The sequence below is a fragment of the Ralstonia sp. ASV6 genome, from assembly GCF_016429285.1.
Lineage (GTDB): Bacteria > Pseudomonadota > Gammaproteobacteria > Burkholderiales > Burkholderiaceae > Ralstonia > Ralstonia flaminis.
Window position 1 is genome coordinate 1 of sequence record NZ_JAELUI010000075.1, and the last position, 21156, is coordinate 21156.

A 21156-nucleotide genomic window follows, 5' to 3' on the forward strand; every position below is an offset into this window, starting at 1 on the left:
GTTCGACTACATCGAGCGCTTCTACAATCCGACGCGCAGGCATTCGACGCTCGGCTACGTCAGTCCGATACAGTTTGAGCAAGCTCGAGAAGCTTAGGTCGGTGTCCACTGAACCGGCAGCAGCCCAGACCTCGTCCGCGCGTGGAGAGGCATGGCGCCCCGTAACAAACAGGTAATTCTTGGGGATCCGGCGGACCGGCATAAAGCGCTCCACAAATCACTCATCCGTGGATTCTTGCTTTCCCCACCCAGACTTGTCGACCCTCCATCGCGAGGGTTCCATGGCAGCAACCGCATTTCAGTCTAGGTCGGTTGAAAACACTTATGTAGTGCGCACATGGCGGCTGAGCAACCGCTGGCGCAACCCAGCGGTCCAGCATGAGTTCAACAGGAGGTGCAAATATCGGGCCACCATGGCGCGTAGCTACAAAGCAGCGATTTCGTGCGCTGACCACCGTTGATGTCTTTGCTCGCGAAGCTTTGGCCATCGACGTTGACCGGAGGTTGGGTGCATCAGCCTTTGTGCGTGGACTGGACGAACTGCGTACCAGGCGCGGGGCACCGCGCATGCTGTTGTGCGATAGCGGCTCAGAATCTACCAGTCAGGATGGACATGTGGGCTTACCATCACAAGGTCGAGCTTGCCTTTAACCGGCCCGGCAAGCCAACGGATAACACGTTCGTGGAGTCCTTCAACGGCACGCTTCGCGTCGAATGTCTGAACGCACACTGGTTCACGTAATTGAGCAGTAGGGGAATACAACGAGAGTCGGCGTCACAGAGCCCTCGGCGAAAGGTCATCTACCGAATACGTCCGTCAGTTGGGCCCATGGACCCAACTGTCGGGCCAACAGGAAACCGAAGACTAACGTTGCCGTTCTCTCTGAAAACCGAGGCCGCTCACATCATGTCGATGGACTAACACTCGCGGATTCGTCTGCGTAAGAAAATGGAGAGTCCACACGCAAAGCGTCGGCGGGATCAAGCACAAATCCACTCTCAGGGTCGTCGATGAGCCTGAGACTCGCGTAGGCATGCACACGAGCCGCTGGATCCGTGTGTCGGGCCGCCGCGTCCTCGAGTGGAGCCACGGCAGCGTCTCCAAGCGTGAGCAATGCTCGGCTCAGGCTCCGTTTAAGGTCTCTATCGCCGCGGCCTAGCGCGCGAACAAGTTCGTGCGCTAGGTCGGCTCGTTGCAAGGGCGGCACGAGCTCTGCTGCAGTACGCCACGCAGTTCGCGCCACTTCAGGATCGGAGTCATGCAAATGCTCGGTTGTAATGGCTGACCAAGTAGCGGGGTCACCAATTTTTGAGAGCGTGTGTAGCGCTTGGCTACGCGCTTGTGCTAATGGCGAGTGCAATTCGTTAAGCAGCAATGGCACTGTCAGCTCTCTTGCATGCCGAGTGAGCGCCCAAGTGAGCATGTCGCGAACGAAGAAGTCTGGCTCAATGCCGCAACGACTCACCAGTGGCTCAACCTGGGCGGAATCCGGAGCCGTGCCGGCATCAAGCGCAGCCGCAAGACGGAATGAAGCATCCGGGTGCTCGAATGCCAAAGTCAGTTGGTGATGGGAACTCGACGGATAGTGGAGTGTCATGAAATTGTTCACGGCATCGTTCGACGCCTTTAAGGTCAACTGATTCGTTGGGGAAACTTGCAAAGAATCGAACATACCGCAACAGATCAAGCAGTTGCTTTCATTTTGTAGGCCTGCCCGTTCGGCTCAAGAAGGCGCGCACGTCAACAATTTTGTTTGACGCAAAGGTATTCGCGATCAACGGTGGAGCATTCCAATAGCAGTCCGTCGAGGATCGCGATCGATATTCAACCTAACGCGCTCTTATGTCGTGACCCGCGCGGTTTTGTACGCCGATGCCGCAACACCTAAAGCAAGTGTTGCCGCAATACCGCCGATCATGAATACCGAAGCATAGCTCGCCTTATCGGCCAGCAGGCCGACCACTGGGCCCGTTACCGCATAGGCGACGTCTTGGAAAGCGGCAAATCCGCCAAATGCCGTGCCGCGCATGTGAGGCGGCACCAACTTGGCAACCTCAGTACCCATCGCCGGGAACACCATTGAGCAGCCAATGCCTGTTAGCAGCGCGCCGACCAACGCCAAATATGGGTCGGGGGCCAACCACAGAAGATATTGCCCCCCGGCTTCCACAACGAGTGAGACAACTGCGACGGGTGTTCCACCGATGCGGTCCGGGAGGTGACCGCAGAGCAGCCGCACCATAACGAAGCCGATGCCGAATAAGGTGAGCCCCAGACCGGCATACGGCCAACCTCGGCTGAGGAAATAGAGTGAGAAGAATGCGCCCAAAGCGGCAAATCCGACACCCTGAAGCCCAAGGGTAATGCCCGGACGCCAGATGCGTCCGAGGATCCGCCAGAAAGACTCCCGTTGACCGTGATGGGGAGCTACAGCCGGCAACCAATGGATGGCACTCAACCCTATCAGCGGAAGTACTGTGCAGGCGACCATCAGCCAAGCGAAGCCGAGTTGGTTCAGCAGCATAACTCCAAGCGGGCCGCCAGCTGCGTAGGCGCCATACATGCCTATGCCAACAAGCGACATGACTCGACCAGTCCGCACCTGCCCCATCAGTCCGATGGCCCAGCTGATCATTCCCACATTTGCCAGACTCTCGCCGACCCCAAGGAGAAGGCGGCCTGCGATAAGTACGGTGTAGCTTCCACCGACAGGCAGCGGCGGCCAGCTTGCCAGTAGGCAGATCAGCCCGGCTGCGGCGTACAGAAGCAGGCCGCGTTGCATGGAGTGCTTCCCGCCGAGTCGGTCTACATAGGAACCGGCCCATCCGCGCATCAGAATTGTCGAAAAGAAAGCGATTCCGACGGCCAATCCACCGCTGGCGTTGTCGAGACGAAGCTCATGCACGACATGGACCGCCACCGCCGGCAACGACATGGCGACGGTGAGATACGAAAGGAACAACGCTGCTGTAAGCGCTATGACGCGGCGACGGGCTAGGCCAAGCTGTTCCTCATCAATCATGGAAGTTCGCTTCTAACAAAAGTTATTGCCGAGCTGGCACAACATGCCGCGTCCGAAATAATTGCATTCCAGCTAGAATGCTAGCATACTAGTACCATGGCCAACGAAGAAGTCAAGCAGTTCAACGTGTACCTGCCGACCGAACTAATCAGGCAGATCAAACATCACGCCATCGAGGCGGAGTTGTCGCTGTCGGCGATTGTGGCTGCAGCGCTTCGTGCTTATCTGAACGAACAGCAAAGAAAGCAGAGTGAAAATGAAAACCAGCGGCATCAACGGAATACTGATTGAGACCCACAATTGGGGGAGCTCAGTTGCCTTCTGGCAGGATCTGGGCTACGAACTCGAGTTCGAAACCGATCATCACTCGGGTCGCTTACGTCATCCGAGTGGTGGCCCATATATATTTATCGCCGAACGCCCCCACGATCACCCTCTTCAGGTTGTGCTCGGCCTTTCTGTGTCTGATGCAAAGCAGTTCGCACAACCACGCGGCAGCACTGTCGTACAACCGTTCGAACAACAACACTGGCCTGCCTTGCAAATGCTACTCGCCGATCCGGACGGGCGGCACCTTGCAGTCGAAGCACCTCTACCCGTGACTAAATAGCCCGCAATATAACCATTGAAGGAAAGAGGCCTTATGCATAACGGCATCGAAAATGCTCCAGACAGCACGGCAGTTCGTGTTGCCCTATGGCGTGCTATGCATATGCAATTGGATGCGCATCCTCTTGTCTTTGAGGATGACATCGGTCTCAAGTTGGCGACCGTAGGTGAGAGTTGGCGCGATCGCGAAGACATGGATCCTCAGTTCACGCGGCCATTTCGCGCCTCAATCGTGGCGCGCGCGCGATTCGTTGATGATCTGGTCGTCGAACAAGCGCACCTAGGGGTAACTCAGTATGTGATTCTAGGCGCAGGTCTCGACAGCTTTGCCCAGCGAAGGCCTGAGATCGCGTCCCGTCTTCAGATCTTCGAGATTGATCGGCCAGGCCCCCAAGCTTGGAAGTATCAGCGCCTTATCGAACTCGGCTTCGGTGTCCCTGATTGGCTACATCTTGTCCCGGTTGATTTCGAGATGGGTGTGTCTTGGTGGAGCGAACTCATTACTGCCGGATTCGATGTTACCAAGCCGGCCATCGTCGTCTCCACGGGCGTAAGTATGTATCTCACCAAGGACACCAACGCCGCTACGCTGCGTCAGATCGCTTCACTTGCCGCTGGATCTACCTTTGCGATGACGTTTCTGCTGCCTCTGGAAAGGTCGAATCCCGAGGAGCGCAAGGGACTGGAGACGGCGGACAAAAATGCACGCGCCAGCGGAACACCTTTCATCAGTTTCTTCACCCCTTCCGAGATTCTGGCGTTAGCTCGTGAGGCTGGCATCAAAGAGGCAAGGCATGTGTCTGCTAGCGATCTCACCGAGCGCTATTTTTCCAATAGAACCGACGGCCTTCGTCCACCAGCTAATGCGGAAGAATTTTTAGTTGCGACAACGTAACTTGGAAAATATTCGAAGAAACGGACCTGCCGGTTCACGACTAACAGACGCTCGATTCGATCACCCGTTGTCATGAAATGCCTTGTCGTTGTTGCGCATCCAATCACTGACAGCTTGTGCCAAAGTCTGGCCCAGTCTGCCATCGCTGCATTGACGGCAAAAGGTCATGAGGTGATCGTCGAAGACCTCTATGCCTCGGGATTTTCACCAACGCTGACGCTGAAGGAGCGCGATAGCTACTACGCTCCCTCATTTGACGCTGCTGCAATACAGGAGTGGATTGACCGCTTGCAATCCGCCGAAGCACTGGTGATGGTCTTCCCGACCTGGTGGTTTGGGTTTCCGGCAATGCTCAAGGGCTGGTTTGATCGCGTCTGGGCTCCTGGCGTCGCATATGATCATGCCAGTGACCTGGGGCCCATCAAACCGCGCCTTCACAAGCTTAGGAACGTGCTGGCTATTACCTCCCTAGGGTCTCCATGGTGGGTCGATTATTTGGTGCTCAGGCAGCCAGTAAAACGGATTTTGAAGCTGGCGTTACTAGGAACTTGCGCACCGAAATGTCAGTTTAAAATGTTGTCGCTGTACAAGGCGGAATCTCTTACATCCGCGCAGGTTCAAGCGTTTTGCTCCCGTATTGAACGCAAGCTCTTCGTCTGGCACTGAGCATCAGCCAAGCTACGTTGCTATGCACTTACCGTGGGCGATCATCGTCCCTGTTGTGCACGCACGCCCAAGAAAATCAAATCGCTGATCGAAGGTTCCGCCGCGCCCGTGGGCTGGGTTTCGAACCTGGTGGCACATACCGGCAAGACGATGGGAGAAGACGCCGTGGTGGTGAAGCACGTGACCAACATCATGGGCGAGATCAGCGCCGGCTGGGCCGAGCAGAGCAGCGGCATCGAGCAGATCAACGAAGCCGTCACGCAGATGGACGACGTGGCGCAGCAGAGCGCTGCACCGGTTGAGTAAGCTATCGCTGCAGCACAAGCGCTGGAAGAACAGGTCGACGAGCTGCGCCGTGCCGTGGCGCTGTTCCGCCTAGAGATCTAACGCTGTCGCCAAGGCAGCTGGATGGCAGAAGCGACGAGCTCAACGGCCGTGAGAAGGCAGCGCAAAGTTTTTCGTATCGCATAGCGGATGGGTGACCCATGCTACGTGTGCTTCACAACGAAGCTCTCGCTCAGAAGCCCTGCTCAGCAGTGAACCTTGTCATTTTCTCTGCCGCTCCTGCGGTGAATACTAGACGGAGTGACCGTGCGCTGTGATGAGCCGCTCGGTTTGGATGACTACCTGATTGCAATCAGGTAGTCATCCACTGCAACTACATTCGCTATTTTTTGCAGTCACCTTCGCTATTTTCAAGATAATTGCTGGCATTTTTTGCAGTTTTCTTCGCTACATCGACATGACCTTCGCTGCCGACATAGCGAAGTCGGCTGCATGCTGTCGAAGCGACTCCGCAACCCGGATTCGCCTGGCCCCTTGCCTGCGGCTGTTCTACCGGCAACGCCCAGACCGGATGCATTCCGCGCCGCCCAAGTTGGGAGTCCCCCCAGGGGACACCGCTTTTTGGGCCCGTACATACCGCGGTGGCCAGAACGCTCACAACAGTAGCGAACGCGGGGAAGCTACGCCCGCTTGCCGGATTTGGGAGCGCGCTTCGATCCACCTGCGGGTCTGCTAACAGTGGCGACCGGGTATCTAACCGACGCCGTGGGGCTCGCATCAAGTGCGACGCTGTTCGCGCTGGTGCTGGCGATCGTCGCGTTGAGCGGGGGAACCTGGGCTGTGCCACCGGCTCCCTACCTTGCACGGGGCGCGACTGGGATCACAGCCGCAATCCATTGCAATCAACTTCGCTGGTGACGAGCCGAGAGCGGACCGTATTGCACTTGCCTTCGCTCTGTCGACATCCGCCTGGCATCGTCTCCAGAATTGGAGAGGGTCAGGCTGGAGAGTCCGGCGTGGTTAGCGGTTGACAAACTGCCGCGCAAAGCGCGCAGGTGCGATGTCAGGCAACGCCCATGTGGCCGGCAGTGACCGTCATCGAAACCGACGGGCTCCTACCTTGGCGCAATTTGACGCCGACGCAAACGTGCAACTCACCACGTGAGACACGGTAGCCGAAACAATCTGCAAAAACGCTGCCGCTCGATCTGGCTTCACCCGCCTTGATCCATATCAGCCAGCTTCGTCATCAGATTGACAACATCAACTCAAACGCCTTCCATGTTTGAGCGTGCAGGTGAAAACCAAAAAAAGCGGAGGAGCACCATGCAACGACCCATTGCGGCGCTCAATGCGCTTGTCTGGTTGCTGCTTGCCGGCCTCATAGCGTGGTCAGACGGAGCAAGCGCGGTACCCGCCTTCGCACGACAAACCGGTATGGCCTGTATGGCCTGCCACGTCAGCTTTCCCGAGCTCACTCCGTTTGGCCGTTTCTTCAAGATGACCGGCTACACGTTGTCCAACTACAGCACGATCCCGGTCTCGGGCATGGTGCAGATCTCGCGCACCAACACGCGAACGATTGATCAGGACAACTTCGATTTCGTCCGCAACGGAGACACTGTCCCACAGCAGGCTAGCCTCTTCTATGCCGGGCGCATCGCCGGTCCGGTCGGCGCCTTCGCGCAGTGGACGTACGACGGCATCGCCCACCACAGCGCGCTAGACAACACTGACATCCGCGCCGCGTGGCACCTGACGCGCGAGGACGTCGATTTCATCTACGGCATCACGGTCAACAACAACCCGACCGTCTCCGATGTCTGGAACAGCAGCCCGGCGTTTGGGTATCCGTATGCGGCGCCCAACATTGGCGTGCCACCGCTGGCCGGTACGCTGGTCGATGGCGGTCTGGCCCAGCAGGTTGTGGGCGCGAGCGCGTATGCGTTCTGGCAACGCCATGTCTATGCAGAATTCGGTGCCTACCGCACTGCCGACCAGGCGTTCTCGATCTTCCGCGCTGGGCAAGACACGGCCACCCCAGGCGGCGTGGCCAGACTGAGCGGCGCCAATCCGTATTGGCGCGTTGCCTACAACCAGGAGTGGGGGTCGCATTCGATCATGTTCGGCACCTTCGGACTGCTGGCCAAACGGTATCCGGACAACACGATGCCAGGCACGCCGACCGACCGCTTTCAGGACTACGCACTCGACGCTCAGTATCAATACCTGACCATGACACACGCGTTCACCGCGCAGGTGGCTTGGATCTACGAACATCAAGACTGGCGCGCCAGCTTCCCAAGCGGCGGCATCGGCGCAGGCCCGACGCCCGCCAACCCGACTGATCATCTGAACACGTTCAAGGCCAAGGCGTCGTATTACTACCGGCGCAAGTACGGCGCCACCCTGGCCTACTTCTCAACCACAGGCAATGCAGACCCCGGCCTCTACGCCCCCGCGCCCGTAACAGGCAGTGCCAACGGCCGCCCCGATACGCAAGGCGTGATCTTTGAACTCAACTACCTACCGCATCCGCAGATCAAGCTGGCATTGCAGTACACGTGGTACCTCAAGTTCAACGGTGCCCACACCAACTACGACGGCAATGGCAGAAATGCGATCGACAACAACACGATCTATCTGCTTGGCTGGTTCATGTTCTAGCCGCCACACGGGCACGACCAAGTGAGGGGAGGCGCGAGATGAAGAGACACCGAAAACCCTGGTGGACTTGGCTTGCGGGCCTGGTCACCTTCGCGGCAGTTGGCTGGTCCGCGACGGCTGGCGCAGCAGACGGCGAAAAGCTGGCGGCGCAACTGTGTTCGTCCTGTCATGGCGCGCACGGCAAGAGCGAGTCGCCGATGTTTCCACGCCTGGACGCACAGGTACCGCACTACCTGGAAGCTCAGTTGAAGGGCTTCCGCGACAAGGGACGCGGCGAAACCGACGCGCAGGCGTTCATGTGGGGAATCGCTTCGCAATTGGACGATGCGACCATCACCTCGCTGGCGGAGTACTACGCGCGCCAAACCGCCCCGCCTGGCCCGGCCGGCGACCCGGCCCTAGTGGCACGAGGGAAAGAGATCTTTGAGCATGGTCTGCAAGCCGAAGGGGTACCGGCATGCGCGTCGTGCCATGGCGCCCATGCGGAGGGCATCGACACGTTCCCCCGCTTGGCGGGACAGCATGAGGCTTATCTCTTGCGGCAGATCGGCGTCTTCAAGAATGGCACGCGCGCCAACGCCCCGGTGATGAGTGCCGTGGCGCACACGTTGACGGACGAACAGGCGAAAGCGGTGGCTGCCTTTCTGCAAGCCCAATAGCAGGCAGCCACGATTCGTAATCGTGTTACAGAGCACGGCTTACGTAGACCAACCGAGCCTCAGCAGTTCATCACCATGCCGCTGTTGCGTTGAAGGGTGACGGGGCCACTGTCGCCGTAGTCCCGTACCCCCCTTCCTCCTTGAGGCGGAGCACGAGGCCGCGAATCGTTGCGGTCATCATCGCAATTTTCTGAAATCAACTTCGCTGGTAGTCGGCTGACTCGCCGCCGCGGCCAGCATGCGCCGGCCGCCGTGCCCACCTCCACTGCAGCGGCCAGCAGATGTGACGGCAACCCGACTATCGCCCCACATGGCAACAGACCATCCACTCGGCGATGATGCCGGTTGGGCCCAACATTTCAGGAAAGTTCTCGAAGCCGACAGATTCAACCGCCAGAATGGATCTCGCATGCCGTTGCGATGCTGGCCGCGGGCCTCAAGTGAAAACGCGACCGTTTGCCGTGGGGTCAGGAACCGACAACGCTTCTCATGGGCAACCTTCTGGATTGGATCGAACAGCACCCTGCGTTAGCGGCGTGGGTACAGGCGGTCGCCATCATTGTCGCGATTGCGGGAACATGGCTTGCTGGATGGCTCCTACAGCGCACGGAACGGCGAATGGAGAGGCGCACGCTGGCGAAAGCCGTCAGCGAAATTGCCTTGGCGGCAGAGGAGCTGGTGCGGCGCGTTATCGGCGAACTGCCGGATAAGCAAGCCGTAAGTGCAATTGCCACAGGAGAAAAGTCATTCGATATTCGCGCAGTTGATGAGATTGAAGCAGCGATTGCCGCAATTCAGCTGCACAACCTCAGTACCCCCGAACTGGTGCGCGATGTCATCGCATTGCTTGCCAACATCCGTCAGCTTAGAGAACAACTGGCCAATGCAATCGCAACGCATCATCGTATGGACGCCGCGCATTTCAGCGAGTTCTTTGACACGCTAACGAAGGTTCACGCGGCGATCAGCAAGATCAGTGCAAGCATCGCGACGCACGTGAGCAAAATCTAACGATCAGGGCTCGCTTTTCTACAGCCCCGACAGGGAGGAATCGTCATGCTCGGATTTGATCCACGCGCCGGCAAAATTGCCTGGACAGTTTTCCTATTCGCGCTGGCCGTATTGATCGTCTACAAGATTGCGTCCGTGCTGTTGGTCACGATATTCGCGGTGTTCTTCAGCTACTTGCTGTACCCGCTCGTCGAGCAACTCGAACGGCGCATGCCGCGCAAGGTTCCACGTGGCGTATCGATCGGCATCGTCTTCATTCTGGTGATCGTCGTGGCGATTGTCGCAGGCTCGGTGTTTGGTGTAACGGTTCAGGAAGAAGCGGGCAGGCTCGCCGATCAACTCCCAAAGTTGCTTGATACCGCCACCATGGCGGATCGTCTTTCGCTGCCGAGCTTTCTGGAGCCATTGCGCGCGCGCATCCTGGAGTTCATACGTGAGCAACTATCGACAAGCTCAGACCAGGCCATGCCGCTGGTTCGCAACGTTGGATTGGGTGTGATGCACGCGGCAAGCAATCTCGTCTATCTCGTGCTCATCCCAATCATGAGCTTTCTGATGATCAACGAAGCACCGTCGATTCATGCCGCGCTGCTCTCGTGGATACGGTCTTCCGACAAGCGCATGTGGGCGGGCATTATTGAGGATCTGGACACGCTCCTGTCCCGCTATGTCCGGGCACTTTTGCTGTTGTCGCTGTCCACACTGATTTTCTACAGCATCGCGTTCTACGCTCTGGGTGTGCCCTATGCGCTGTTGCTGGCAACCACGGCCGCGGTGCTGGAGTTCATTCCATTCGCTGGGCCGTTGGCTGCGGTGGTGGCAACCATCACGGTTGCCGGCTTCAGCGGGTATCCGCACTTGCTCTGGCTGATTGGATTCATCGTCGCGTACCGCCTCTTCCAAGATTACGTGCTGAACCCGTATCTGATGAGCGAAGGAGTGAAGGTCAGTCCACTCCTCGTCATTGTGGGGCTGCTTGCAGGGGAACAGCTCGGTGGGGTGGCTGGCATTTTTTTGTCCGTGCCCGTGATCGCCGCACTTAAAATTGTGTTGTCACGAGCGTGGGCTGCGCACAGCCTAGGCAACGAGGTGCGCTGACCCACGGCAGCCGTCACCTCTGTCACCCGACAGTCATTGATGGCTGGGATACGAACCCACGGCGAATCGAAAGGAGGCTGCCATGGTGGCGCAACCGAATCCGAAGCTGAACCATCTGCTGTCAGTACTTCCTCCTGATGAGTGGTCGAGAATCGCCTCAGAGCTTGTCCTGGTCGACATGCCGCTGGGGCACGTTGTCTACGAGTCGGGCGACCGACCCGAGTACGTCTACTTTCCCATCACGGCCATCGTGTCCCTGCTCTATGTGATGGAGAACGGCTCGTCAGGAGAGATCGCGATTGTCGGGAACGAGGGGCTGGTCGGCATTGCCATCTTCATGGGCGGCGAAACCACGCCCAGCCGCGCCGTGGTCCAAAGCGCGGGAACGGCATACCGCCTGAGCTCCCGCCTTCTCAAACAGGAGTTTGGCCGCGCTGGCGCCATGCAGCGCCTGTTGTTGCGCTACACCCAGGCACTCATTACGCAAATGGCGCAAACGGCCGTCTGCAATCGCCACCACTCGATCGATCAGCAGTTGTGCCGTTGGCTGCTGCTGAGCCTGGACCGCCTGCCCTCCAACCAGCTGCGCATGACGCAGGAACTGATCGCCAACATGCTGGGTGTGCGCAGGTCCGGCGTCACCGAGGCGGCGCTCAAGCTGCAGAATGCTGGATTGATCCGCTATAGCCACGGCAATATCGAAGTGCTGGACCGTCCGGGCCTAGAAGGCCGCGTCTGTGAATGCTACGACGTGGTCAAGCGGGAGTTTGACCGTCTGCTTCCAGACCTTCAGGCGCTCTGATCGCCGGTCCGTCTGTCCGTCACCTTCAGGGGTGATCGGCGTATCGGTATGGACCGCACTGCCCGCTCAGGGCTTATGTTGCTTCTTGAGAGCTTCCTGTGCGTCGCCGTATGCGGCTCTCGCTTTTCCTGCAATCTGCTCGACCTTTCCCTTCGCTGCGGTCGCGTCTTTTCCGGTGACCTTGCCGACGGCTTCCGTCACCTTTCCCTTCGCATCTTCAAGGCGGCCCTTCACTTGATCCTTGTTCATGGCAATGCTCCTTGCAAATTCAACACCCGCGTTGGTCGCCGGGTACGCCGTGTCTTAACCGTGCACCGTGTGGCGGGGTTGCGCCCCGAACTCCCACGTGACCGGCGCAAATAAAGCCCCCGTCCAACGAATCATCATTCTTCTCCTGCGTCGCAGTGCCGTCTGTACGGAAGCGGACGATGGCAGCATGTTGCCGTGATCACCTGCTCCGTTGCAGCGCATCGCCTGCCGCGTTGGAGAAAAACCGCTGCGTATCACGCACTACGCGCCCTCACAAATTCTGCTCGCGTCGTGCCTCTCGGTACGCTGTCGTACCGTCACCACCTCCGCCGTGGCATACGCTGAACATAACCTGAGACACGGTGGAGGCAGAGATGCGAAAAGAACGTTTGGCAGCAGTGACAACGATGGCCGTCGCTACGGCAATCGGTCTCATGACTCCCGGCTGTACGACGACCGGAACGTCGGAAGCAGCCGCACACCAACCCGACAAGCGACACACCATCGATACGGCCGTCGACTCAACGCTTGCGCGTCTTTACACCGCTGCCAATGGCTCACGTGAACTGGTTGGCAAAGCCCGGGGCGTACTGGTGTTCCCATCAGTCATTGCCGCTGGTTTTGGCATCGGTGGCCAGTACGGTGAAGGATCGCTGCGTGCCGGCGGCAGCACGACCGGCTACTACAGCACAACAACGGCTTCGATTGGATGGCAGATCGGCGCGCAATCGAAAGCCATCATCTTCCTCTTCATGACACAGGATTCGCTTGACCGATTTCGCAGCAGCGAGGGTTGGTCCGTGGGCGGTGATGCGTCAGTTGCCGTGCTGAAGGTGGGTGCAAACGGCAACATTGATAGCTCCACAGCAACCGGGCCCGTCCAGGCCTTCGTGCTCACCAACAGCGGGCTGATGGCAGGCGTGACGCTCGAGGGCACGAAGATCTCGAAACTCAAATCGCTGTAGCGCAGGAGTGATGCCACCGGCCGCCTATGCAGCTTGTGCCACCGCCTCGTTATAGGACCACGTTGTCAGGAGGACATCATGCGCGCAGTTATCTATACGGTCATGGGGATATGGATCGCCGCGTTGGCCGGTTGTCTGTGGGTTCCTGATGGCGGCTACCACGACGCTCGCCAGGGCGGCTATGAAAATGGCCAACATGGCGGATACGGGGGTGACCGCGAGGATTCCCGAGATCATGAGCACCACTAGGAGAGCCGGTATTCAATGCACCGGCTGGCGACCGGTCGATCGATGTTTCTCGATGGCACAAGGTGCGCAATCTTATCCGCCAGCGCGTACGCTACCGGACCGTTCTCAAACCCGTTCCCATCTATCCTTCAAAAAGATGAGGCGCGCCCAGCCCCTCGACGAGCCCTGAAGAAGCGGCGCGCGCCAACCTCATGATGAAACAACCGTGGAGCGCTTTTCGCCCAGCGTTGGGCACACGGGTGGGGGGAATCTACTCAACGAGGAGGACATCATGTCTCTCGGAATCCTACTGCTAATCGTCTTGGCCGTTTTGCTGGTTGGGGCGTTCCCAAGGTGGTCCTACAGCAATGGTTGGGGCTACGCGCCCAGCGGGGCGATCGGCTTGGGTCTGCTCATCGTTCTCGTGCTGTTGCTCATGGGGCGACTCTGAAGTTTGTGCTTCGATACGCGCCAAGGAGCCGGCGACACAGGCGACGGCATATCGCAAGAATGAGGAGAACGTGATGCTCGATCAATCCATCCGCCAATTCCCGGAGCTGGAGCGCGACGCGTTTCGTGACGTCTGTTTGCGGAACGGCCTGGCGCCCGATGGCTTCGACGTGTCCTCTGTTGAGCATTTTTCGAGCACTGCACCAGCCGAGGCGCTCGACCGCAGCGTCACCGTACGGATGGGCAAGACTGTCCGTGAATACAACGGGGCGCTGGGCCCGGAATGGGTCATTGATTTTGAGGACGATATCCGGTCACGCGTCTTCGGATAGTCAGGGGGCTCCGGTATCTCGAATCCCCGGCCCCAAAGTGCGTGATCTTTGGGCCATCGGTTGCAGCTTCACTCGCTTGCGAGGTCCCCTATGAATCCCATCACCGCATTCCTCGTTGTCCTGCTCCTGTTCCTGGGTGCTGTCACGGGTATGTTCGTCTCCGTTCTATTGGCGCCGCTGTTTGCCATCGCCGCCATCCTGCTCGCGGCAACGCTCAAGATGGCCAATGCATGGCAGAAGTTCGTCATCCTGCGGGCGGGCAAGCTGCAAAGCGTCAAGGGGCCCGGGCTGTTCATGATCCTGCCGATTGTCGACAGCGTGACGGCGGTCATTGACGAACGCATCCAGACCACCGGATTCAATGCGGAGCAGGCATTGACCAAAGACACCGTGCCCGTCAACGTTGACGCGATCATCTTCTGGCACGTCCACGACGCGCAGAAAGCCGCATTGGCCATTACCGACTATCGCCAGGCGATCGACCGCGTCGCGCAGACTTCGTTGCGTGAAATGATCGGTGCCTCGATGCTGTCGGCGCTGCTGTCCGATCGTAAGGCGGCAGATGAGCAGTTGCGCGCTGAGATCGGCGAGAAGACCGCAGCATGGGGCGTAACCGTATCGTCGGTGGAGGTGCGCGACGTGGCCATCCCCGTCGCACTCCAGGACGCGATGTCCAGGCAAGCGCAGGCGGAGCGTGAGAAGCAAGCCCGCGTCATCCTGGGCTCGGCAGAGGCGGCCATCGCGGCCAAGTTTGTCGAAGCTGCGGGCATGTACGAAGGGCATCCACAGGCGCTGCAGTTGCGCGCCATGAACATCATCTACGAGACCACGAAGGAACGTGGCGCTACGATCCTGATGCCAACGTCGATGGTCGACAGCATGAATCCTGTTGCGGTTGCATTCGGGGTCTCCAGTAGCACAGAGCCAACGAGCGCGGTTCTTCCGCTCAAGACAGCGGTAGCGGCGGCGTAGCGATACGGAACACGGCATTCCCGCAGATGTGGGAATGCCGTGTTTCATTTCCATAGTTCCATGGTCATGCCCAGGCTATCTTCCGACCTGGTTGCCCACCACCCCGCCGACGACGGCACCGCCCACTGTCCCCACGGCACTCCCGCCTGTCAGCACTGCGCCGGCTACACCGCCAACGCCAGCACCGATTGCTGTATCCGCGCCGCGTCGAGACATCCCGGCACACCCAGTCGCAAGCGTCGCGATCAACAACATCGCACCGCACAGTCCTGCCATTCGATCGTTACGCATTTTGTGCACCTCCGTCTCGATCGCACCCCAAGCGTTTTGTTGCAGAGAGCGCTGAAGCGAGACTTGAATTTTCTATACAGGCCACGAACGTGGTGTATAGCCCATCAGGTCACCCTTGCGGCAATCGGTATGTGTCGCGCGAATGCCCCAAGCACCAAGATCCTCGTTCACAGCAAAGGTGTCGGTACGGCGGCAGACGCATTCATCGCGCGGCTTGATGCTGGATTGTCTTCGCATGTTGGCCAGGCATGCGGCGCGGGGATACTACTGGCGGCACCAATGCACCGACCCTGCACGCTAAAGCAGGCGGTGCCGACCAGGGATGGCACACCGCTCCAAGCGCGCCACGGGATATGCCAAGGTTCTGTACCAGCCTTGGTGCCATCGCATATCAACTAAGGATGTGCGCAGTCCTCAACGTCTTCTGGAGCCGGCAAAAGGAACCCACTCTGGCTCGCCGCATAAGACACGCACGGCCATTGCAATCATCAATAGCGGCTATCGTTCCCGGTTCGATGCACTACGCTTGCAGAGGCGGCAGAAAAATGGAGGCGCAGCATGCCACGCACAATCGAGTACCGTGGCTTCGAAATTCATTTGCAGTTGATCGGGACTCACAAGGACATGTTCGATCTGTGGTTCAGCATCGACGGCCCCATGAAGCCGTCTGGCGTCGCAGCGATAGGCAAGCGCATCAAGGTCCATGGCGGCCCTTTCTCTCGACGCTGGGCGCACCTGATTGGCGAATTGGCCGGCCGCGCTGCGGTAGACGTGATTCTCGGCCCCCAAGAAGAGCCTTCTATGAAGGACGAGGGATAGGTCGAAACTTCGGCATCTCACCACGTACTGATTCCTTGAGCCGTGTCGATTGGCATGCTGGTTTTCAGATCCACGCTTGCCAGGGCCTGAACTTCCACGACCGGCCGCGACAGTTTGACGTTGCCAAACACCAGGGCAATGGGCACATCTGCCGCATCGCGTCCGGTGCCGATTCGCAAGAGTCCCATGGGCACCGCTGCTTGCGACGGGTCGACCAGATACCATTGGTTTCCAAGAAAAACCTCCACGAAGGCGTGGAAGTCGGGCAAGCCCAGCGATGGATCAGCGCCATAGTCGAGACTGGTTGCGAAGCGCGCCGGTATGCTCAACGCGCGGCACAACGCAATCATCAGGTGCGCATAGTCGCGGCACACGCCCTTTCGCTCTACGAGTGTGCCAACCGCAGACGTTCGCTCGCTTGTCGATTGCGGCACGAACCGTACGTGGCGATAGACCCAGTCTCGAATCCGGATAACCAGCGGATAGCCGCGGTGGCAGCCGCCGAATTCCTGCTGCGCAAACTCCATGAGCCGGTCCGACTCGCAGTAGCGGCTAGGGGTCAGGAATGGGATGACATGGAGCGGCAAATCCGCAATGGATACTTCGTGCAGCAGTTCGGCGGGTGTCAGTAGGTGGTCCATATCCACCGTCGCCTCATAGGCCAAGATGAAGTTGCCACGAGGCGCCCGTACACGCAGACGGCGATTGAGCAAGATCGGCTCGGTGTGTGGCACGACTGATATCGCCGGCATCAGATGCAGCGATTCGGCAACGATCGTCTGGCGAGACGTCTTCGCGGCGTGAACATTGAAAATGAAATCCGCAGTTGGATCACAGACTTCATAAGCCAAGCGAACCGAGTAACGCATGCGAACCATACGACCCTCCTGTAGCCCCCGGAACCACGTGGTCGTTGGCAAAACAAGTGATGGGTGAAAAGCAGTGTCAGTGAGTCCCACCGCTGCCCACGAGCGGGTGGGCGATTACGCGAGGGGCATGGACTGACCGGGAACGAAGCCATCGATGATGTCTTCAGCGCCCCTCATGGCGGCACGCTTGGCCGTACCGATGCTCTCCCATGGTTCACCGTTCAGATGAAAAATACGGGAGTGCGCCAGATCCGGAGATGCCCCTTCCTGGCAAATCACCACGGAGGCGCTATATGCCCGGTCTGGACGGCGCTCATGCCATTCCCGAGGCGGGTCAAACAGGTAGATCAGGGGATAGACATCGAACCCCTTGTAGCAGCAAGTCGGATAGGCATCCACGTCGATCTCCGTTGAAAAGAGGCACCCGTGCGGCAATCGGTATGTGTCGCACGAATGCCCCAGGAACCAAGATCCTCGTTCTCCGAAAAGGAGTCGGTACGGTGGCAGACGCATGGATCGCGTGGTCTGATGCGCCAATGTCTTCGCGCATGGCGGTGGCGGTGGCAGTGCCACAGCTTTGAACGAAGAGACCCATAACGGACTGACTTCTGTACGGTACCGAGCCGACAGGTCCTCGCCAGCAAACTACGCTGAAAGCACAAAAACAGTGAGCCGGCACGTTCCGGCATGCCGAGGTAACCGCTACGAGGATCTCTATGATCAGTTCGCTTGACCTGCCAAACGGAACGCTTGAAATACGCACGACGCAGCGTAGTGACCGGCGCTGGATCTCCGAGTATCGCTTCACACCCAGCAGTGGACGTGCCACCGGCTGGGAAGAGGCCGCCATTCCGGAAGGATTCATTTCCTCCGGCATCGCATTCAGCGCTGGGATACTGCTGGGACAACAGCGTGCTGAGTTTGCGCGCTGAAGCACGGAGTGCCATTGAGGGAGGCACGCCCCCCTCTTTCGAGAGGTCGGCGTCGACATGCGCACAATGTGTTTGCGTGTCGATGCCTGCAATAGGAGCATCGTCATGGCGGCCACGCTCATGATCGACATGGCAGCCCAGCCAGGACAATCATGAGCCGGCTGGCTGTGTAAGACCCCATTGCAGCGGGCTGCGAGACGGGCAGGATGATGACCGCCATCAGAGGCACTGCCCGACCACGCCATTGACGGCAGCGCATATGCACGCCCACCGGCACGCACACCGAGTGCGCAGAGCCGGCGGTGCGAAACGCTGCTTGCTCAGTCCAATCGCTCGATGGCGGGCACGCGCACCCGGCCATCACGCAGCTCGGCCTTGGGCTCATATGCGCGCAGCACCAGGGCGAAGTCACCGGCCGGGGTCGGCAACCAGTTGGCCCGTTGGGCCGGATCGGCCGGCGCGTCGCGCTGGATCACGATATCGATTGCGCCATCGCTGCCGGTCTTGAGGCCGGCGGTGCGGTCGCCAACGGCGTAACGTCCGATGGGGTTGGACGTGAAGAACAGCTTGCCGTCCGATTCCACTTCGTACATCGACAGCGACCAGAACGCGTTGACTGGCAGCGCACCCTTCGGCAAGTGCAGGCGATACCGATGCGCACCGGAAAGCCGCTGCTTCTGTTGGTCAACAAAGCTGATCGGATACATGGCCTCAACGGTCTTGAGCGCCAGCAGGCCGCCCAGGGCGACTTGCGCGCGGTACGCATAGTCGGTGCCGAAATCGCCCAGGTTGTCCTTTGAATACGACCAGCCGTCACTCTTGGGCCCAGCGGCGGACAGCCCGCCCTTGAGGGAGGCCAGCATGGCCGGCAACTGCTGCGCCCACAGCGTTTTGATCTCCGGCGACAACGCATCCCACCGGCAAGCCGCGCCGCAAACGCCGACCGACGCCAGACGCTGGATCAGCGCATCTTCATAGCGCGGCGCGGGGTTGCGCGCCAGCATCAGGTTGGCCATGTCGACAAAGGCTTGCGGGCTCTGCTCGACCGGCGGCGGCGCCTGCCACAGGGGCGGCGTCTTGCTGGCACCCAACGGCTGCACCTTGAACTGGTCTTGCAAGGCGATCACGGCGGGCATGTCGGCATCGCCATTGACGAGAATGCGCGCAAGCACGAGCACGTCGTTGGTTGGCGCGCGAATCACCTGCGTATTGGGCGGCAGCGGCTGTGTTGTATCTGGTCCGACCACGACGAAGGTGCCGCCACGTGTGCCGTTGGCGCGCCGACCGAGTATCTCGAAATTGTTCGTCGCCATGTCGAGGAAGGCCAGCGAGTAGTAGCGGCCGGCCATGTCCGGAATCGACAGCGCCACCGGCCCTTGCCGCAGGTCCAACCACAGCGTGGAATACGCCGTGTCACTGTTGGGTGTGGTCACCCAGCGGTCATCCGGGCCGGACAGCTTGTGCTGGTGCAGCCAAGTGTTGAGCTGCGAGCGGCCGGGCTTGGCGTCTGCGCCCAACATGCCGGCACGCAGGCGCCCCATCGCAACCAGCGGAAATGCGTAGTCGAACGCCTGATGCAGCGTGACCTGCTGCGACGGCGCCGCATCGGTCGGGCTCCAATCCTGAGCGGCTGCGACCGCCACATGCGTGCACAGGCACGCGGCGGTGAACGCAAGCAAACGCGTGGTCAACGCAGGGCTTCGTCGGCTGGGCAACATCGATCTCCTCCTCGTATTTTTGTAGATACCTCGCCCATAATATGAGCCTTGCTCATATCCTGCCACTCGCGTTCCATGGCCGCGCCGCCGAAGACAAAAACCAAGATGGATCAATCACTTGTGCGACGCCAGCCGTGCCAGGTGCGCTCGCGCGAGAAGGTCGAACTCATCTTGGAAGCGACAATCGAGATCCTCGACAAGGAAGGGTTGGAGGCGCTCACGACCAACCGCATTGCCGAGGTGGCCGGCATCAGCATTGGCACGCTCTACCAATACTTCAGCAACAAGCAGCAGGTGGTGGACGAGTTGGCCCAGCGCGAAAGTGACTACCTGACGACCGAATTGCTGGCGGTCCTGACGGCACCGGATGCCCAGTCGCCGGAGGCACGTCTGCGGCAAATCATCCGCACCTTGCTCAGCGGATTCGGCGGGCGGCACCAGGTACGCCGCATCGTGCTGGAACAGGCCATCGCGCGCGGACACAACCCGCTGATCACGCCTGGACACGTTTCAACATTTCTGACTTCGGCTCCGCTGCGAGACACCGACGGGAGGCGCGTGACGCTCTCGCCTATCGAGGCCTTCGTGCTCACACGCTCGGTGATGGGTGCCATCGGCAGCGCGCTATCGCACAACGAACAATGGCTCGCCAGCGCGGCCTTCGAAGACAGCCTGCTCGCGTTGATCCAGGGGTTCCTGCACGCGTGCGGCAACAATCACCAAGTACATGCCGCCTCCGCTAAAACCTGATGACAGCGTGCACCGGCCCCGCCAACTGCACGGCCCGGTGCTGGATACCAAGAGCTTGAACCCGCTGGACTACCAGAGCACGCCGGGCCTGGCGGCAGTGATGCCCAAGCGGTTCCCCAACGGTTTCGTGGTGGCGGCACACGCGCACGCACGCGCGCAGTTGATCTTCGCGACGAGCGGTGTGGTGGAAGTCACGGCCAACCACGCGCTCTGGCGCATTCCGCCCCAGAAAGCGCTCTGGGTTCCGCAGGGCATACCGCACGCCATGCGCGCCTGTGGCGACGTCGAGATGCGCACGGCGTACGTCAGCCCCGAGGCTTGCGGGCAGGGCGCACCGCCGGTGCCGCGCATGGTCAATGTGTCGCCACTGCTGCGCGAGTTGCTCGTGCGCGTGGCGGCGTTGCCTGTCGGGCATACGCCGGCGCGCCGCGAGGCGCTGATGACCGAGCTGATGCTGGCAGAAATCGAGTGGTCGCCAGACCCGCCCCTACCGCTGCCATCGGGGTCGGACCGTCGCCTGACCCGCATCTGTGACGCCATCCTTGCCAACCCATCAGACCCGCGCACGCTGGAAGATTGGGCCGCCGAGGCGGGCGCGTCGAGCCGCACGCTGTCGCGCCTGTTCATCGCGCAGACCGGGTTGTCCTTTGTGCATTGGCGGCAGCAGGCCCGCATCTGTGCGGCACTGCCCCTGCTGGCCGCTGGCATGCCGGTCACGGCAGTTTCGGCCGAGCTGGGCTATGAGACCGTGGGGGCGTTCTCGGCCCTGTTCAGGCGCTTTATCGGTGTGCCGCCCAGCGCGTACGCCACGTTGTCCGATTCGGCGTAGGAAACGTCCGCCACGCAGATGCGCCGCTGAGGTGCGC

The 21156-nt window shown here is 59.8% G+C and carries 25 protein-coding genes and 1 pseudogene; 20 read left to right on the plus strand and 6 right to left on the minus strand.

Going from position 1 to position 21156, the window contains the following annotated elements; all coding sequences use genetic code 11:
• Positions 1–97, plus strand: a 97-nt coding sequence (locus JHD73_RS15760; protein ID WP_199029503.1) for an IS3 family transposase, incomplete at its 5' end; no start/stop codon positions are given.
• Between the two features lie 320 nt (positions 98–417).
• Positions 418–869: pseudogene (locus tag JHD73_RS15765) on the plus strand (integrase core domain-containing protein); the annotation flags it as partial.
• 972 nt (positions 870–1841) lie between these two features.
• Here the strand turns inward: JHD73_RS15765 and JHD73_RS15770 are convergent.
• Entirely contained in the window at positions 1842–3023 is a 1182-nt protein-coding gene (locus JHD73_RS15770; protein ID WP_199031210.1) for an MFS transporter, read from the minus strand.
• A 96-nt stretch (positions 3024–3119) separates the two neighbouring features.
• Between JHD73_RS15770 and JHD73_RS15775 the strand changes: the two genes are divergently transcribed.
• The 10 genes from JHD73_RS15775 to JHD73_RS15820 all read left to right on the plus strand — a co-directional run bounded on the left by JHD73_RS15775 (position 3120) and on the right by JHD73_RS15820 (position 11715).
• Positions 3120–3314 (plus strand): ribbon-helix-helix protein, CopG family, encoded by a 195-nt coding sequence (locus tag JHD73_RS15775; protein WP_199031211.1) that lies wholly within the window; start codon positions 3120–3122, stop codon positions 3312–3314.
• Entirely contained in the window at positions 3280–3633 is a 354-nt protein-coding gene (locus JHD73_RS15780) for a glyoxalase/bleomycin resistance/extradiol dioxygenase family protein (protein WP_199031212.1), read from the plus strand. Before JHD73_RS15775 ends, JHD73_RS15780 begins: the two co-directional genes overlap by 35 nt.
• Before the next feature lie 33 nt (positions 3634–3666).
• Positions 3667–4527, plus strand: coding sequence for a class I SAM-dependent methyltransferase (locus tag JHD73_RS15785; protein WP_199031213.1), 861 nt, complete (start codon positions 3667–3669; stop codon positions 4525–4527).
• A gap of 72 nt (positions 4528–4599) precedes the next feature.
• The gene (locus JHD73_RS15790) at positions 4600–5193 is read left to right on the plus strand and encodes an NAD(P)H-dependent oxidoreductase (protein ID WP_199031214.1); all 594 of its coding nucleotides are present in this window, start codon (positions 4600–4602) and stop codon (positions 5191–5193) included.
• A gap of 33 nt (positions 5194–5226) precedes the next feature.
• Positions 5227–5499, plus strand: a complete 273-nt coding sequence (locus JHD73_RS29140) for a methyl-accepting chemotaxis protein (RefSeq protein WP_368735543.1) — start codon at positions 5227–5229, stop codon at positions 5497–5499.
• Between the two features lie 1305 nt (positions 5500–6804).
• Positions 6805–8145 carry a cytochrome C gene (locus JHD73_RS15800; protein WP_199031215.1) on the plus strand — a complete coding sequence of 447 codons (1341 nt, stop codon included), beginning with the start codon at positions 6805–6807 and terminating at the stop codon, positions 8143–8145.
• Positions 8146–8183: 38 nt separating this feature from the next.
• On the plus strand, positions 8184–8804 hold the full coding sequence (locus JHD73_RS15805) for a cytochrome c (protein ID WP_199031216.1): 621 nt from the start codon (positions 8184–8186) through the stop codon (positions 8802–8804).
• Positions 8805–9293: 489 nt separating this feature from the next.
• On the plus strand, positions 9294–9815 hold the full coding sequence (locus tag JHD73_RS15810; RefSeq protein ID WP_199031217.1) for a hypothetical protein: 522 nt from the start codon (positions 9294–9296) through the stop codon (positions 9813–9815).
• Between the two features lie 45 nt (positions 9816–9860).
• Complete coding sequence (locus tag JHD73_RS15815; protein ID WP_199031218.1) at positions 9861–10913, plus strand: AI-2E family transporter; 1053 nt, start codon at positions 9861–9863, stop codon at positions 10911–10913.
• Between the two features lie 82 nt (positions 10914–10995).
• A complete protein-coding gene (locus JHD73_RS15820) occupies positions 10996–11715 on the plus strand; it encodes a Crp/Fnr family transcriptional regulator (RefSeq protein WP_199031219.1) in 720 nt (239 codons plus the stop codon).
• 66 nt (positions 11716–11781) lie between these two features.
• Here JHD73_RS15820 and JHD73_RS15825 read toward each other — a convergent pair whose 3' ends face one another.
• Positions 11782–11964: a CsbD family protein gene (locus JHD73_RS15825; protein WP_199031220.1), complete on the minus strand. Its 183-nt coding sequence runs from the start codon at positions 11962–11964 to the stop codon at positions 11782–11784.
• Between the two features lie 374 nt (positions 11965–12338).
• Between JHD73_RS15825 and JHD73_RS15830 the strand changes: the two genes are divergently transcribed.
• The 4 genes from JHD73_RS15830 to JHD73_RS15845 all read left to right on the plus strand — a co-directional run bounded on the left by JHD73_RS15830 (position 12339) and on the right by JHD73_RS15845 (position 14911).
• Positions 12339–12929 (plus strand): YSC84-related protein, encoded by a 591-nt coding sequence (locus JHD73_RS15830; RefSeq protein ID WP_199031221.1) that lies wholly within the window; start codon positions 12339–12341, stop codon positions 12927–12929.
• 520 nt (positions 12930–13449) lie between these two features.
• Positions 13450–13608, plus strand: a complete 159-nt coding sequence (locus JHD73_RS15835) for a DUF3309 family protein (RefSeq protein ID WP_199031222.1) — start codon at positions 13450–13452, stop codon at positions 13606–13608.
• Positions 13609–13681: 73 nt separating this feature from the next.
• Positions 13682–13939 carry a hypothetical protein gene (locus tag JHD73_RS15840; RefSeq protein WP_199031223.1) on the plus strand — a complete coding sequence of 86 codons (258 nt, stop codon included), beginning with the start codon at positions 13682–13684 and terminating at the stop codon, positions 13937–13939.
• A gap of 150 nt (positions 13940–14089) precedes the next feature.
• Positions 14090–14911: a slipin family protein gene (locus JHD73_RS15845; RefSeq protein ID WP_233177004.1), complete on the plus strand. Its 822-nt coding sequence runs from the start codon at positions 14090–14092 to the stop codon at positions 14909–14911.
• Positions 14912–14986: 75 nt separating this feature from the next.
• Here the strand turns inward: JHD73_RS15845 and JHD73_RS29755 are convergent, their stop codons facing one another.
• The gene (locus tag JHD73_RS29755) at positions 14987–15202 is read right to left on the minus strand and encodes a glycine zipper 2TM domain-containing protein (RefSeq protein ID WP_368735544.1); all 216 of its coding nucleotides are present in this window, start codon (positions 15200–15202) and stop codon (positions 14987–14989) included.
• A gap of 558 nt (positions 15203–15760) precedes the next feature.
• On the opposite strand from JHD73_RS29755, the gene JHD73_RS15855 reads away from it, so the two are divergent.
• On the plus strand, positions 15761–16021 hold the full coding sequence (locus tag JHD73_RS15855) for a hypothetical protein (RefSeq protein ID WP_199031226.1): 261 nt from the start codon (positions 15761–15763) through the stop codon (positions 16019–16021).
• 17 nt (positions 16022–16038) lie between these two features.
• Here the strand turns inward: JHD73_RS15855 and JHD73_RS15860 are convergent, their stop codons facing one another.
• Both JHD73_RS15860 and JHD73_RS15865 read right to left on the minus strand, forming a co-directional pair.
• The gene (locus JHD73_RS15860; protein ID WP_199031227.1) at positions 16039–16899 is read right to left on the minus strand and encodes a transglutaminase family protein; all 861 of its coding nucleotides are present in this window, start codon (positions 16897–16899) and stop codon (positions 16039–16041) included.
• Between the two features lie 105 nt (positions 16900–17004).
• On the minus strand, positions 17005–17289 hold the full coding sequence (locus JHD73_RS15865) for a hypothetical protein (RefSeq protein WP_199031228.1): 285 nt from the start codon (positions 17287–17289) through the stop codon (positions 17005–17007).
• A gap of 317 nt (positions 17290–17606) precedes the next feature.
• Between JHD73_RS15865 and JHD73_RS15870 the strand changes: the two genes are divergently transcribed.
• On the plus strand, positions 17607–17822 hold the full coding sequence (locus JHD73_RS15870) for a hypothetical protein (RefSeq protein WP_199031229.1): 216 nt from the start codon (positions 17607–17609) through the stop codon (positions 17820–17822).
• A 320-nt stretch (positions 17823–18142) separates the two neighbouring features.
• On the opposite strand, the gene JHD73_RS15875 is transcribed toward JHD73_RS15870, so the two are convergent.
• Positions 18143–19540, minus strand: a complete 1398-nt coding sequence (locus JHD73_RS15875; RefSeq protein ID WP_199031230.1) for a DUF1254 domain-containing protein — start codon at positions 19538–19540, stop codon at positions 18143–18145.
• 105 nt (positions 19541–19645) lie between these two features.
• Here JHD73_RS15875 and JHD73_RS15880 point away from each other — a divergent pair, with 105 nt between their 5' ends.
• Positions 19646–20290 carry a TetR/AcrR family transcriptional regulator gene (locus JHD73_RS15880; protein ID WP_199031231.1) on the plus strand — a complete coding sequence of 215 codons (645 nt, stop codon included), beginning with the start codon at positions 19646–19648 and terminating at the stop codon, positions 20288–20290.
• A gap of 7 nt (positions 20291–20297) precedes the next feature.
• Positions 20298–21119 carry a helix-turn-helix transcriptional regulator gene (locus tag JHD73_RS15885; RefSeq protein ID WP_316681571.1) on the plus strand — a complete coding sequence of 274 codons (822 nt, stop codon included), beginning with the start codon at positions 20298–20300 and terminating at the stop codon, positions 21117–21119.
• Positions 21120–21156: the final 37 nt, after the last annotated feature.

Coding starts and splice junctions, on each gene's coding strand:
- JHD73_RS15770 (WP_199031210.1), bottom strand. CDS start 3,023: ATGATTGATGAGGAACAGCTTGGCCTAGCCCGTCGCCGCGTCATAGCG.
- JHD73_RS15775 (WP_199031211.1), top strand. CDS start 3,120: ATGGCCAACGAAGAAGTCAAGCAGTTCAACGTGTACCTGCCGACCGAA.
- JHD73_RS15780 (WP_199031212.1), top strand. CDS start 3,280: ATGAAAACCAGCGGCATCAACGGAATACTGATTGAGACCCACAATTGG.
- JHD73_RS15785 (WP_199031213.1), top strand. CDS start 3,667: ATGCATAACGGCATCGAAAATGCTCCAGACAGCACGGCAGTTCGTGTT.
- JHD73_RS15790 (WP_199031214.1), top strand. CDS start 4,600: ATGAAATGCCTTGTCGTTGTTGCGCATCCAATCACTGACAGCTTGTGC.
- JHD73_RS15800 (WP_199031215.1), top strand. CDS start 6,805: ATGCAACGACCCATTGCGGCGCTCAATGCGCTTGTCTGGTTGCTGCTT.
- JHD73_RS15805 (WP_199031216.1), top strand. CDS start 8,184: ATGAAGAGACACCGAAAACCCTGGTGGACTTGGCTTGCGGGCCTGGTC.
- JHD73_RS15810 (WP_199031217.1), top strand. CDS start 9,294: ATGGGCAACCTTCTGGATTGGATCGAACAGCACCCTGCGTTAGCGGCG.
- JHD73_RS15815 (WP_199031218.1), top strand. CDS start 9,861: ATGCTCGGATTTGATCCACGCGCCGGCAAAATTGCCTGGACAGTTTTC.
- JHD73_RS15820 (WP_199031219.1), top strand. CDS start 10,996: ATGGTGGCGCAACCGAATCCGAAGCTGAACCATCTGCTGTCAGTACTT.
- JHD73_RS15825 (WP_199031220.1), bottom strand. CDS start 11,964: ATGAACAAGGATCAAGTGAAGGGCCGCCTTGAAGATGCGAAGGGAAAG.
- JHD73_RS15830 (WP_199031221.1), top strand. CDS start 12,339: ATGCGAAAAGAACGTTTGGCAGCAGTGACAACGATGGCCGTCGCTACG.
- JHD73_RS15835 (WP_199031222.1), top strand. CDS start 13,450: ATGTCTCTCGGAATCCTACTGCTAATCGTCTTGGCCGTTTTGCTGGTT.
- JHD73_RS15840 (WP_199031223.1), top strand. CDS start 13,682: ATGCTCGATCAATCCATCCGCCAATTCCCGGAGCTGGAGCGCGACGCG.
- JHD73_RS15845 (WP_233177004.1), top strand. CDS start 14,090: ATGTTCGTCTCCGTTCTATTGGCGCCGCTGTTTGCCATCGCCGCCATC.
- JHD73_RS29755 (WP_368735544.1), bottom strand. CDS start 15,202: ATGCGTAACGATCGAATGGCAGGACTGTGCGGTGCGATGTTGTTGATC.
- JHD73_RS15855 (WP_199031226.1), top strand. CDS start 15,761: ATGCCACGCACAATCGAGTACCGTGGCTTCGAAATTCATTTGCAGTTG.
- JHD73_RS15860 (WP_199031227.1), bottom strand. CDS start 16,899: ATGGTTCGCATGCGTTACTCGGTTCGCTTGGCTTATGAAGTCTGTGAT.
- JHD73_RS15870 (WP_199031229.1), top strand. CDS start 17,607: ATGATCAGTTCGCTTGACCTGCCAAACGGAACGCTTGAAATACGCACG.
- JHD73_RS15875 (WP_199031230.1), bottom strand. CDS start 19,540: ATGTTGCCCAGCCGACGAAGCCCTGCGTTGACCACGCGTTTGCTTGCG.
- JHD73_RS15880 (WP_199031231.1), top strand. CDS start 19,646: ATGGATCAATCACTTGTGCGACGCCAGCCGTGCCAGGTGCGCTCGCGC.